Source organism: Ereboglobus sp. PH5-10 (genome assembly GCF_029504735.1).
Classification (GTDB): domain Bacteria; phylum Verrucomicrobiota; class Verrucomicrobiia; order Opitutales; family Opitutaceae; genus Ereboglobus.
Window position 1 is genome coordinate 24,978 of record NZ_JAQFIP010000010.1, and the last position, 12,126, is coordinate 37,103.

Annotated in this window: 10 protein-coding genes; 4 read left to right on the plus strand and 6 right to left on the minus strand. The window is 61.1% G+C overall.

The window, feature by feature from the left end; translation table 11 throughout:
* Positions 1 to 3: 3 nt before the first annotated feature.
* From M2447_RS09205 to M2447_RS09225, 5 genes are all read right to left on the minus strand, one after another.
* Complete coding sequence (locus tag M2447_RS09205; protein WP_277558371.1) at positions 4 to 1,503, minus strand: sulfatase; 1,500 nt, start codon at positions 1,501 to 1,503, stop codon at positions 4 to 6.
* 33 nt (positions 1,504 to 1,536) lie between these two features.
* Positions 1,537 to 2,715, minus strand: coding sequence for a substrate-binding domain-containing protein (locus M2447_RS09210; protein WP_277558372.1), 1,179 nt, complete (start codon positions 2,713 to 2,715; stop codon positions 1,537 to 1,539).
* Between the two features lie 131 nt (positions 2,716 to 2,846).
* Positions 2,847 to 3,893: a tyrosine-protein phosphatase gene (locus M2447_RS09215; RefSeq protein WP_277558373.1), complete on the minus strand. Its 1,047-nt coding sequence runs from the start codon at positions 3,891 to 3,893 to the stop codon at positions 2,847 to 2,849.
* A gap of 83 nt (positions 3,894 to 3,976) precedes the next feature.
* Positions 3,977 to 6,250 carry a hypothetical protein gene (locus tag M2447_RS09220; protein WP_277558374.1) on the minus strand — a complete coding sequence of 758 codons (2,274 nt, stop codon included), beginning with the start codon at positions 6,248 to 6,250 and terminating at the stop codon, positions 3,977 to 3,979.
* Positions 6,251 to 6,387: 137 nt separating this feature from the next.
* On the minus strand, positions 6,388 to 7,146 hold the full coding sequence (locus M2447_RS09225) for a response regulator transcription factor (RefSeq protein ID WP_277558375.1): 759 nt from the start codon (positions 7,144 to 7,146) through the stop codon (positions 6,388 to 6,390).
* Positions 7,147 to 7,341: 195 nt separating this feature from the next.
* Here M2447_RS09225 and hisG point away from each other — a divergent pair, with 195 nt between their 5' ends.
* The 4 genes from hisG (at position 7,342) to M2447_RS09245 (ending at position 11,254) form a co-directional block, all read left to right on the plus strand.
* Positions 7,342 to 8,202, plus strand: a complete 861-nt coding sequence (hisG, locus tag M2447_RS09230) for an ATP phosphoribosyltransferase (RefSeq protein ID WP_277558376.1) — start codon at positions 7,342 to 7,344, stop codon at positions 8,200 to 8,202.
* A 266-nt stretch (positions 8,203 to 8,468) separates the two neighbouring features.
* Positions 8,469 to 8,693 carry a hydrogenase nickel incorporation protein HypA gene (locus M2447_RS09235; protein WP_108825740.1) on the plus strand — a complete coding sequence of 75 codons (225 nt, stop codon included), beginning with the start codon at positions 8,469 to 8,471 and terminating at the stop codon, positions 8,691 to 8,693.
* A gap of 19 nt (positions 8,694 to 8,712) precedes the next feature.
* On the plus strand, positions 8,713 to 10,506 hold the full coding sequence (locus tag M2447_RS09240; RefSeq protein ID WP_277558377.1) for a potassium transporter TrkG: 1,794 nt from the start codon (positions 8,713 to 8,715) through the stop codon (positions 10,504 to 10,506).
* A 37-nt stretch (positions 10,507 to 10,543) separates the two neighbouring features.
* Positions 10,544 to 11,254, plus strand: coding sequence for a TrkA family potassium uptake protein (locus M2447_RS09245; RefSeq protein WP_277511064.1), 711 nt, complete (start codon positions 10,544 to 10,546; stop codon positions 11,252 to 11,254).
* Positions 11,255 to 11,417: 163 nt separating this feature from the next.
* On the opposite strand, the gene M2447_RS09250 is transcribed toward M2447_RS09245, so the two are convergent.
* Entirely contained in the window at positions 11,418 to 12,116 is a 699-nt protein-coding gene (locus M2447_RS09250) for a MarC family NAAT transporter (protein ID WP_277558378.1), read from the minus strand.
* Between the last annotated feature and the right edge of the window lie 10 nt (positions 12,117 to 12,126).

Genomic DNA, 12,126 nt, shown 5'->3' on the forward strand with positions numbered 1-12,126 from the left:
GGCTCAGTAGTTTTTGTCCTGAACCCTCGCGGCGGGTTCGCCCCTGAGCCGGCGTTCCACGTTTTCGATGTAGATCTCGTCGGGCTTGGGCATACCGGCATAATACCGGTTCAATTCATCGCGCAATTTCTTCTCCATCTGCGCGGCTTTTTCGGGATATTTTTTGACCAGGTTGTTTGATTCGCGCGGGTCGATGTTGAGGTTGTAGAGCTCGTCGCCCTCGCCGTTGAAGAGCATTTGGTATTTCCAGTTGTCCTCGTCTTTCATGGCCGCGCTTGCGTATTGGCCCCAGTGCATGCGGGTGCTGGGGAAATACCAAACGAAGGTTCGCGCGGGGAGTTTTTCCTGCGTGCCCAAGGCGAGCGGGAGCAGCGAAAGGCCGTCGCCGTCGTGACTGTCAGGAAACGCGGTTCCGGCGGCGGCAAGCATGGTGTGGGGCAGGTCGTAGATGTTGATCTCGCTGTGGTTTTCCGCTCCGGGCTTGATTTTCGCCTCCCATGTCAGCGACGCGGGCATTCGTATGCCGCCTTGATAGGTCGAGTTTTTTCCGCCGCGATAGGGGGTCTTGATGAGCCAGTTTGTCAGTGGTCCATTGTCCGAGTAAAAAATGATCAGCGTGTTTTCATACACGCCCTTCTTTTTGAGCGCGGCGACGACGCGTCCCACGCTTTCATCGACACTCTCAATCATGGCGGCGTAAATGGCGCAGCGGTCGTCCATGGCCGGGTTTTCAAAATACCGCGTGCCCTTGGCGTCGTAAAAATACTCCTCGTTCATGCCGGCGAGGCGTTTTGCCTTTTGCCTGTATTTCTCGATTTTCTCCGGCTTTGCCTGATGGGGTGTGTGCACGGCGAAATGCCACAGGTTGAGGAAAAACGGGGCGCTTGTGTCATGCTTTTCGATGAGCCGGAGCGCCTCGTCGGTGAGTCTGTCGGTGAGGTATTCGCCCTCGCGCCCGCCTTCCTCCAGGCCCGGCACGCGGGAGCGCGTGGGCACTTTTTCGATGGGACGGTTGCGGTTCTTTTTATACGGCCAGAAATACGACGCGGGCGCCCACGCCTCCCAGCCGGCGATGTTGACGTCGAACCCGACATCGTGCGGAAGCGTTTTGTTGGCGGGGCTTCCGCAATGCCATTTGCCGACGTGCCACGTCGCGTAGCCGGCGTCCTTGAGGCGGTTGGCGACGGTTATGGAATTGTCGGGCATGTGATGATAGTGATTCCACATGCCGAGTTTGAGCGGATGTTTTCCGGTCATGGCGGAGGCGCGGGCGGGCGCGCAGATCGCCACGGGTGTGTAGGCGTTTGTGAAGCGCATGCCGCGCGCGATGAGATTGTCGATGTTGGGCGTTTCGTAAAAGCTCGCGCCAAACGCGCCGATGTCGGAAATGCCGAGGTCATCAACGAGGATAAAAACGATGTTGGGACGCGCGTCGTCCGCCGAAAAAACGGGGGCGGCGCACGCAAGCAGCCCTGCGGCCGCGGCGGATATTTTGGTTTTCATGTTCAATGCTGTGTTAATGCGGGATTGTGTTGCTTACGGTAAATTGGGGGCGATAAGCGTGGCGCCTTTTTGATAGTCGGGCATGATGCGGAGGCGGTGCTTCAAAATGGGCGCGCCGTCCACGGTTTGCATGATGAGCTTGAAAAGGCGGCGGGCAAAGGCGGCGGAGTCGAACGAGTAGCGCGTGGGCACGGGCCTTGTGTAGTCGAGAAACGTGTCGTCGTCGCGGCACATCAAGGAAACGTCGCCGGGCACGCGAAGCCCGAGTTCGTGCAGGTAGGTTTGCGCGAGAATATAAAAATGCGGGTGCGCGACGAGCATCGCGGTGGGGCGGTCTTCCCTGGCGCGCAACTTGTCCAGTAATTTCATCACGCTTTGCCTTGTGTTATCGTGGCGCATGATCTGGCCGCGCGCCTGCGAGTCGCTGGCGGCGGCGATGCCGTCCATGAATCCGCGCTCGCTTTCCAAGTCGCCGGCCTTGGTCGAGTTTTCTGTTACAAACACGATCCGCTTGTGGCCGAGTCCGGTCATTTGTCCCGCCGCGTGACGGCAGAGCGCGTAATAATCCAGGTCCACAAACGGCAGGCCGATGTCCGGATCGCAAGTGCCCGACACCACGCAGGGGATGTTCCGGTCGCGAAACCATTTTTTCACCTTGTCGGGCGCAAGCGTGAGCACCCAGCAATCGTGCGGGTGCCCGGCGACGAGGCGCTGGAGCCTCGAGTTGGCCCCGGACGAAAAATACTGCCCGCCGTGAAACGTGCGCAGCCTGTATCCGCATTCCGCCAGCTGCCCGCGCAGCTCGTCGATGATGAGCGCGATTTTGGGGCGCAACATGGTGATGGGCTCGGGCGTGAGGAGCGCCACGATGCGGCTTTGTTTTGCCGGAGCCGTGGCTGTCTTGCGCTGGCCGAGAATCTTTGTGCCGTGGGGCCGTTGCGCCCGAACCATGCCCATTTTTTCCAGTTGCGCCAGTGCCGCGCGCAAGGTGCTGCGGCTCACATGCAGGCTTTCCGCGAGCGCGCGCTCGGAGGGCAGCCATTCCTGCCAGGTGCGTTTTTGGATGCCCGCTTGAATTATCTCCACAACCTGCCCGGCCAGCGAGTGGCGCAGGGGAATGCCGCCGTCGAGTTTTTCAAGCAGCTCGCCGCCGTGCGCGGACGCGCGTTTTGTTTTTTTTGAGGGTTTTGTCGGCGGCGTGGCTGAAAGCATGGGGAAGGGCGGGCGGGCGGCGGGTTCGCGGATTTTAGAGAGGGTGGAGGGGCGATTGGTTTGGTTTGTAAACCATGAGTGTCTTGCTTGTCCACCACTCTGTTTTTTGGGGCGGTTTTGCCGGGGGCGCCCTAGTCCAGATGCAGGCGGCGCATTTTTTCCAAATCCACTTGCAGCACCTTGCGCAGATAATTTTCCACGCTGCCGTGGTCTTTTTTCATCTGTTCGAAGCCGGCGCGCAGGAACTCGGGGCTCACGCGGTAAAGCGGTTCGAGTTGCGGGTTCTTTTTGACCAGGGGCTCGTATTTTCCGGCGAGGTATCGGTTGGAGAGCATGTAATCCTCAAAGATTGTTTTTTCATCCACTCCGAGCGACGCGAGAAACAGGGCCGCGCCCATGCCCGTGCGGTCTTTTCCCGCCGAGCAATGAAACATCAACGGCAGTTTGCCCTCGTCCTGCAGCAGTTTGAAAAACTTCCGATACTGTCCGATTATGCGTTCGTCGGTCACAAAAAGGCGGTTCATTTCGATCATGAATTCCTCCGTTTGTTTTTTTGTGAATTTGTTCAGGTCGTCCGCGCTTGTCAGGTTGCCGGGCGTGATCGAGTAGGCGTATTGATGGCGCACCGACGGCGCGGGAAGATCGGGCGCGGCCTTGATCTCGGACTCCGAGCGGAAATCGACAATCGAGGTTATCGGAACGCTTGCCAGGTAGGCGAGGTCCTCCGTCGTGAGTTTGTTTAAATCATCCGTGCGAAACACGCGTCCCCACCGCACGCGTTTCCCGTCGGCGGTTTTGTATCCGCCCAGATCGCGAAAATTGTAACCGCCGGCCATGGGCAGGTGCCGCTCCGCGAGCACGGTCTCGCCCAGGGTGCTTTTGACTCGAAAAAACGCATGGTCCGCATTTTTCAAGGGCAGCTCAACGCGTCCCGTTTGCGCGCCTTCGAGCAGAGGCGTGGTCATGTCGATTTTCCCAACCGACGCGCCGGCGTAAACGCTCCACTTTCCCGGCGCGTTCACCACTAGAAACGCCCGCTTGCCCGGCGCCTCGCGTTCGATTGAAAAAACTTCGTCGGCGGTTTGTTTTTCCGCCCGCTGGCTTTTCCCGCATCCGGCGAAAGCCAGCAACGCGGCGATTCCCACAAGTGTGCTTCTGATCAGGCGTGCGTGTTTCATGATTAAATACTTTTTGCGAGGCGAAGCGCGGCAACGCCAAAGTGCGGCGTGCATCCAGCCCAGGGCGACACCCTCGCGCGCAATCAATCCCGGGCACGCACTTCAAATTCGAATGAATGCTCGGGCGCGTGGAGGGCGTAGCGGCCGGCGGGGAGCGGGCGTTGCGCGCGGATGACATACAGGCCCGGTTCGGTTTCGGAGCGGTCTATGATGACGCGCTCGCTTGCCTTGCCGAAGGTTGCCGCGGCGTCGCCGAGGCGCTCGAGTTCGGCGACGCGTTTGCGCCCCCTGCCCTTGATTTCCAAGGGGGCGACTTCGATTGGCGGCAGTCCGACGGGTGTGCCGGGATACGTGACAAAGGCGCCTCGAAACGCGAGCAACACATCGCGCCCGGAAACCGAGGGCGGGATGTCCGTGCCGTCGAATGTGAGCGTGCCGGTTTCCTGTTTCTCGGGGCGCGTCTTGATGAGCGAGATTGCGGAGCTCCACACGCCGCCGACTTTTTGGAGTGTCGAGCGCACGACCCTGGCGTTGTTGGAGGGAAGCGGACGCCACGCGGTTTCGTCCCAGATATACGCGCCATCGGCCCCGGGCGGCGGCGTGGCGGGCGATGCGGGAACGGGCCGGGTGGGCGGGGCGGCGTTTCCCGGAAGCGGGGCGATGTTGATGGCGTCCTGACTGGCGGCGTGTTTCCGCCCGGCGCGCGCGCGGGCGAGCGCATCGACCTCGGCGAGAAACTCCGCGCCGGCGGGTTCCAGCGTGACCGGGCTCGCCTCGATCATGCGTATTGAACCTTTGAATACATTTCCGTTTTCGAGGCGGAGGCTGAGACCGATGGAGGGAATGTTGGGTTGTGTCGAGTCGAGCGTGGTGAGGAGGCGGACGGGGAAGCCGCCGGAGCGGGCGGGGCTGGCGATGAGCGAGCCCTGAAGCTCGTGTTTCCAGGGGCCGTGTATGTTTTCAATGGTCGCGGTGAGCGCGCCGGTGGCCGGGTTTTGTGTTTTGAAGCGCAGGAGCAGGTCGCCTTCCGTCTCGGTGTGGACGCGATAGGCGCGGCCGGGGCGCGTGGCGTCGAGGAGTTTTTGCTCGGAGGCGCTGAAGGTGGCGATCATGGAGGCGCGGCTGGAGTCGGGAACGCGCGCAAGTTTGCACGACCATTCGCCCGCGTCGCCGGTGAGTTCGGAGCCGGAAAAATGGAGCGTGATGCGAAAGGGTTTTGCGCCGGCGACGGCGAGGCCTGAGGCGCTGACGACGGGAAGGCCCGCGCGCGCGGAGAGTGTGATTGTGAAGAGGTCGCTGCCGGTGTCGTAGCCGTAACGGCCTTCGAGGGGGCGGGCGTCGATCCACGAGCTGTCGGCGCGGAGGTTGGCGCGGAGGGTGGAGGCGTCGCGGTCGATCGAAACGATTTCAAGGCAGATGTCCGGCATGGCTTGCCGTCCGGGGAGGGTGGCCTTGCCGGAGTAGAGAGCGCCGGGGGTGAGTTGGGCGAGCTTGGCGGAGACCACGCGCGTGGCGTTGGCGGCGAGCTCGGCGCGGTGGCGTTCGCGGGCTGCCTCGACGCGGCGGAGCGTCTCGCCGGTCTGCGCGACGGCGCGGCGCAGCGCGGCGATGTCGGATTCGCGGGTGATGTCGATGAGGCGTCCGCTGAATTTGCCGAGGGGCTCGCCTTGGGGAAGGGGCGTTTTCGGCGTGAGGGAAACGATGTGTGTCCGCCATTCGTCGCCGGCGCGGGATGCCTCGATGTGCGCGCCCATTTCGAAGCGCGCCCCCGCGCGCGCGGTTTCACGAATCAGGCGCATGGAGGCGAGCGAGGCGGTGTCGTTGCCGATGCCCGCGAGTTCGCGGATGCGCGGGCCGCCGGGGCCGCGAAGGATTTCCTCGATTTTTCGCTCGGGGGAGGTGTCGAGTTTCAATTCGCGCTCGATGTAGTCGATGGTGTTGACCGGGGCGTAGAGTGTCTCGGCGAGTTTTGCGGTGAGTGTCGCCTTGTAGTGAAGGCGTCCGTCGGGGGCGGGGGCGGCGGCAACCGGGGAGACGGGCGAGACGGGGCTGGCGCCGGCGGGTTGTATTGGGGAAGTGGATAAGGGCGCGCGGTCGAGCGCGGGGCCGGGCGTGAAATGCGCGAGCGTGTAAAGGCCGCCGTGGCGCGTCCCGAGCGCGGCGGCGGCGGCGGATTCGAGGGCGGCGGGCGGGGGGGCTTTTGAGGGCGAGAAAAGGATGCGGTGCCCGAGGATTGCGACGAGGGTGAGGACTGCGGCGCCGAGCGCGCCAAACGCGAGATTGCGCGGTTGCAAAAGTGTCCGGACAAACGGGGGGCGTGGTCGCCGCTGGCTGGCGTTGGAAGTGGCGGGAGGCATGGAGACGTTGCGCCTAGTTTTACCGCGCCAGCCCGCTGCTCAAGAAAATTGGCTGACGGCGGGGCGGGGCGGGCGAAAAAAAAGCGGCGCCCCGGTTTTTTCGGGACGCCGTTTTTGTTTTTCTGACAAGGTTTTTCTCAGTTGTTTTCCGCGGGTTGCGATTGCGCGTTTTCGGGCTCGAAGATGTAGCCGATGCTGTGCACGGTGCGGAACGAGTCCAGGCTCAGGCCGTTTGCGCGAAACAGCTCGCGGACTTTCACGATGTATTGGTCGAGCGAGCGGCTTTTCACGTCGGCGTGGATGCCCCACACGGAATGGATGAGCGCCTTGCGGGTGATGACGATGCCGCGGTTTTGGTTGAGGTAGGAAATAATGCCGAGCTCCTTGCGCCCGAGTTTGACGGTTGCGCCGTTCGGGAACTCAACCTCGAGGCGAACCGGGATGACTTTTGCGCCGCAAAACTCGAACGGCTCGTCGCTGACTTTCGCGTTTTTGGTGACGTTAAGGTCGCTGACCGATTCGGCGCGGCGGAGCACGGCGCGAATGCGCGCGATCAATTCCGGGTAGCTGAAGGGCTTGGTGATGTAGTCGTCGCCGCCCATGTCGAGCCCGCGGACCTTGCTCGTCTCGAGCGTGTTGCCGGTGAGGAAAATCGTCGGAACTGAAATGTCGCTCTTCTTGAGCTCATCGAGGAGTTGAAAACCCGATTGGTCGGGCAGATTGATGTCGAGCAGGAGCAGATTGGCAAAGTTGCGCTGCAAAAAACGCATTGCATGAGCACAACGTGTGTAAACCTGCGTCTGCATGCCCGCTTCCTCAAGCTGGGCGGCGATGAGCTTGGCGAGCTCTTCCTCGTCTTCTACTATGACAATCAGTGGTTTTGGTGCGGATCTCATGGGAATTTAAGTGATGAACGGCATTTTTTACAAATGGTCTAAATTGTAAAGTTTAAACAAGGCTCTTTTGCAAACGAGAGGCAACAGAAGGCGCGAAAACTGCCAAAGATTTTGCTGTTTTTTGAAAAAAACTTGAAGCCTGTAAAACATGCGTTTGCCTTGCTCACCACTATGTCAAACCCAGCGCCATTGCTCATGATCGGACTGCCCAAGGGCAGCCTCGAAGAATCCACCAAAAGTCTTTTTGCCAAAGCAGGTTGGGTAATTACGACCAGTTCCAGATCATACAAGCCAAGCATCAACGATCCCGAGCTCGACGGTCGTTTTATCCGCGCCCAGGAGGTGAGCCGTTATGTCGAGCACGGCTTCTTTGATTGCGGCCTCACGGGATATGATTGGGTGCAGGAAAACCAGTCCGACGTGGTTGAAGTTTGTGATTTAATTTACAGTCGCGCGAGCACGCAAAAGTCGCGCTGGGTGCTTTGTGTTCCCGAAAATTCGCCCGTTCAGAAACCCGAGGACCTCGCCGGCAAGCGCGTCGCCACCGAGATGGTCGGCACGGTGAAACGCTATTTTGAAAAACGAAACATTCCCGTGACCGTGGAGTTCTCCTGGGGCGCGACCGAGGTGAAGGTGCCCGACCTCGTCGATGCGATTGTGGACATCACCGAGACCGGCTCCTCGCTCCGCGCGAACAAGCTGCGCATCGTTGACACGCTCCTCACCACGAACACCAAGCTCATCGCGAACAAGGCCAGCTGGGCCAATCCCGAGAAGCGCAAAAAAATCGAAACCATCGCGCTCATGCTCACCGCCGCGCTCGAGGCCGGAAGCAAGGTCGGGCTCAAGCTCAACGCGCCGAAGGCAAAACTCGACGACCTTCTCAAATCGCTTCCCTCGCTCCGCAACCCCACGATCTCGCCGCTCTCATCGACCGAGTGGGTCGCGCTCGAAACAATCATCGACGAAAAAGTCGTGCGCGAAATCATTCCCCAGCTCAAGGCAATGGGCGCCGAGGGCATCATCGAATATCCGCTGAACAAGGTGGTGTATTAAAACCGGGACTGCCGGTTTTGACGGACTGTGCCGCATCCCTCCCGGTTCCGGGGGGCGTGTCACTTTGCGCGGACTTCGCATGCGCCGGACGCGCCAACGGCGCGCCCTGTTTGGCGGACGAAAGCGCGAGGGCGCGCGTTGCGCCTCGTCCGGCGGCCTGGAGACCGCCGCTCCCCGGCCCGCGTGTGATTTCGTGACACCACTTTGAATTGCCCCCGCATGCGCTCGCCCTTGTTATTTTCAAAAGACAACCTATTGTTTCGCGCATGGATTTGTTAACCGTAGTCGTCATCTACTGCTTTGCCGTTGGAGGATTCTTCATGGGCTTGTGGTTGTTTTACGGACGGCGCGAGTATTCGCTTTTCGAGCAGGCGCGCCGCAAGACGACGTTTCTTTGCGCGCGGTGCAACAAATTGTATGCGGCGGCGGGAAGCCCGGAGACGTGCGTCTGCCCGCGTTGCGGCCACGAAAACGCGAGGCTGAAATTCTAGGGTTCAAACCGGTCTCATCATGCGATCCTTTTTATCCGACACCTCCGGGCAGCAAAAGATTTTGCGCGTGCTGAACGCGACGCTGGTTTTGTGCGCGCTGGGCGCGTGCGCGCTTTTTGTGCTGCTGATCGGCTGGCCGCTTTCCAGCCAGAAGGAGTGGATGCTGCATGTGCTCACGCGCATTGTGCTGGGTGTTTTTGTGCTGCAAGAAATCGTGCGGCTGCTGATCAACCCTCACAGGATGCAGCACCTCCGCGAACGAAAACTGGAGTCGGCGCTCGCCGTGCTTGTGCTGCTGGAGTCGCTTTTCAGCCACCACGTGGACGGGGTGATCAGCGGCTGGATTCCTGATGCGAAGCCGGGCACGATCGCGTTGTTCGTGCTGGCGTTTTCGCAACTCACACTGATCGGGCTCATTTGTTTGCGGGGGCTGAGGCGCATTCCGGCGATCGCGTCGAGAAACCTCACGCCGGGCGGCGCGCTTATCCTGAGCTTTGCGCTGATTATCACGGCGGGCATGTTGCTTTTGAAAATGCCGCGCGCGACGCTCGACGGGATTTCCTGGATTGACGCGCTCTTCACCTCGACGAGCGCGGTGTGCGTGACGGGGCTGACGGTGTTGGACACGTCGCAGGCGTTCACCCAGGAGGGGCAGCTCATAATTCTCGGGCTCGTGCAGGTGGGCGGATTGGGGATCATGACGCTCACGTATTTTTTCGCGCACTTCCTGACCGGTGGCGTGTCGTTTCGGAACCGCATCGCGCTGCAGGATTTGTTGAGCGAGGAAAACCTGGGGCAGATCGGCATGGTGCTGGGCATCATTGTCGGCTTCACGTTTTCCTTCGAGCTGGCGGGCGCGGCGGCGATTTACTGGTCGGTGGACCACGTGCCGGGAGTGGGGACGGTGGATCGTTTGTTCTTCGCGGGGTTTCACTCGGTCATGTCGTTTTGCAACGCGGGGTTCAGCACGGTTCCCGACGGGCTCGCGAACACCGTGTTGCGTGGCAACGTGGGCCTGATCACCGCGGTGATGCTGCTCGTGAGCGCGGGCGGCATCGGGTTTCCGGTGGTGAAAAATCTCTGGCAGGTGGCGGTGGCCGTGGCGCGCAGGGCGTTGCGTTTGCGCGTGGCGGCGCCGCCTCGGCTCACGATCAACAGCCGCGTGGTGCTGGTCGCGTCGCTGTGCCTGACCGTTGGCGGAGCGGTGTTTATTTTCTTCTCGGAGTATGTTTTTGCCGGGAGCGACACGGGCGGCTTTCCCTCGTGGCTGGCGGCTTTGTTTCACTCGGTCACGGCGCGGTCGGGCGGTTTTAACATTACCGACACGAGGATGCACGCTCCCGCGACGATTGTGATTTTGCTGTTCCTGATGTTCATCGGCGGCAGCCCGGCGAGCACGGCGGGCGGCGTGAAAACCTCGACGCTGGCGGTGGCGGTGCTGGCGCTGCGCCGCGTGCTGCTCGGGCGCGCCGAGATCGAGGCGTTTGGCCGCCGCGTGAACGACGAGACCGCGAATCGCGCGCTCGCGGTCATGCTGCTGGCGGGGGCGTTTTTCACCCTGGTGCTCGTCGTGCTGTGCATGCTGCACCCCGAGCTTTCGACGATGGACATGGCGTTCGAATCCATAAGCGCGATCAGCACGACGGGGCTGACGCGGGGCGTCGCGCCGCTGCTTGGCGGCGCGGGGAAATGCGTGATGGTGCTGGCGATGTTCGTCGGGCGCATCGGCGTGCTGATGGTGCTGCTCGCGATCATGCCCCGGCACCCGCAGGCGGGTTTCCGCCTGCCGGAAGGCCACATTGTGATCACTTGACCCTCAAACAATCCTCAACCCAACAAAATCCAACTTTATGAAATGCTGCATTATCGGACTTGGTGTTTTCGGAAAAAACCTGGCGCGCGACCTCGCGCAACTCGGCGCGGACGTGCTCACGATCGACCGGCGCGATGACAACATCGCGCAAATCAAGGACGAGGTCGGCGCGGCCGTGGTGATGGATTTCGACGATCCGACGCCGCTGGCGCATTTCCCGATCTCGGAAATGGACGCGGTGATCGTGGCGATCGGCGACGACTTCGAGCATTCGATGGCGCTGACGATGAAGTCGCAGGAGCTCGGCGCGAAACGCATCGTGTGCCGCGTGCTCTCGCCGATGCACGAGCGGCTTTTGCGTTTGCTCAAGGTTGACCGCCTCGTGGTGCCCGAGGAGGTCGCGGCGCGCGGGCTCGCGCATTCGCTGCTGATGCGCGGCGTGCTGGACGGCTTCGACATGGGCAACAACCATTCGATCATCGAGGCCACGGTGCCGGCAAAGCTGGTCGGCAAATCGCTCACGGAAAGCGCGGAGGATTTTAAGGTCGCCGGCGTGCGCATCGTGACGATCAAGCGCGTCGAAAAGGGGCTGCTCGATGGATTGCGAAAAATATCGGACCAGTCCGTCAAGCGCCGCACGCTTGGCGTTGTGACGATGTCCGAGATTTTTCAGGCCGATGATATTTTTGTGCTCTTCGGCCCCGAGAAGAACCTGCGTTCATTTCTGGAAACGTATTCGGGCGATTGAGCAGTGCGTGTTTGTGCCAGCCTTGCCGAACACGACATGCGCAAGGCTCGCGTTGCCGCGGGCTCGAAAACCCCAACGGGGTTTTATAATATAGAAGACATGGAAGCCCTTCAGGCTTCGTGTCGGCATGCCGTCCAAATGGGCTTTCGCGGCAATCGGAGGGTCATTGCGTCGTTGCGCCGCTGACGAAAAACACATCGCGGATGGTTTTGAGTATTTCGGGGTCGGTGGCGATGCTGACCGCGCCGTTCACCACAAACTGCACGCCCATGCACATGAGGAGCAGCCCCATGATTTGTGTCATGGCGCTGATGCCCGTGGGGCCGAGAACTCCGTTCATGCGAATGGCGAGCCGCAGAAAAAGATAACACGCGAGCGCGACCACGCAGATGCCGAGAATGATGGCGACGTAGTGGAGCCACGACGTCGCGAGCGACGCGAAACCGATGGTGACGCTGATGGAGCCCGGGCCGCCGAGAATCGGCATCGCGAGCGGCGAGAACGAAACGTCGTTTTTCGCGAGGGCCTCCTGGTGGGCTTTCCTGTTGCGTGTTCCTTCCGGGCGGTTCGGGGAGAGCATACGCATGCCGATGCCCGCGACGATGATGCCGCCCGCGATGCGGAGACCGGGAATCGAGATGCCGAAAAAGTTCATCACAAACGAACCGCACAACAGCGAGCCGCTCAAAATGAACACCACGTAAACGCAGGCCTTGCGGACTTGCTCGATGCGGCGCGCCTCGGAGTCGCCCGTGGTGATGGCGAGAAAAGTGGGCGCGGCGGCGAGCGGATTCATGATGGGCAGGATGCCGATGATCGTGCCCAGAAACAGCCCCCAGAGCTTGAAAATGCTTTCATGCATGGGCAACGGG

Excerpts from the sequence above, each read along its gene's own strand:
- M2447_RS09245 (WP_277511064.1), top strand. The coding sequence starts at position 10,544 with ATGAAATGCTGCATTATCGGACTTGGTGTTTTCGGAAAAAACCTGGCG.
- M2447_RS09210 (WP_277558372.1), bottom strand. The coding sequence starts at position 2,715 with ATGCTTTCAGCCACGCCGCCGACAAAACCCTCAAAAAAAACAAAACGC.
- M2447_RS09215 (WP_277558373.1), bottom strand. The coding sequence starts at position 3,893 with ATGAAACACGCACGCCTGATCAGAAGCACACTTGTGGGAATCGCCGCG.
- M2447_RS09205 (WP_277558371.1), bottom strand. The coding sequence starts at position 1,503 with ATGAAAACCAAAATATCCGCCGCGGCCGCAGGGCTGCTTGCGTGCGCC.
- M2447_RS09240 (WP_277558377.1), top strand. The coding sequence starts at position 8,713 with ATGCGATCCTTTTTATCCGACACCTCCGGGCAGCAAAAGATTTTGCGC.
- hisG (WP_277558376.1), top strand. The coding sequence starts at position 7,342 with ATGATCGGACTGCCCAAGGGCAGCCTCGAAGAATCCACCAAAAGTCTT.
- M2447_RS09250 (WP_277558378.1), bottom strand. The coding sequence starts at position 12,116 with ATGCATGAAAGCATTTTCAAGCTCTGGGGGCTGTTTCTGGGCACGATC.
- M2447_RS09235 (WP_108825740.1), top strand. The coding sequence starts at position 8,469 with ATGGATTTGTTAACCGTAGTCGTCATCTACTGCTTTGCCGTTGGAGGA.
- M2447_RS09220 (WP_277558374.1), bottom strand. The coding sequence starts at position 6,250 with ATGCCTCCCGCCACTTCCAACGCCAGCCAGCGGCGACCACGCCCCCCG.
- M2447_RS09225 (WP_277558375.1), bottom strand. The coding sequence starts at position 7,146 with ATGAGATCCGCACCAAAACCACTGATTGTCATAGTAGAAGACGAGGAA.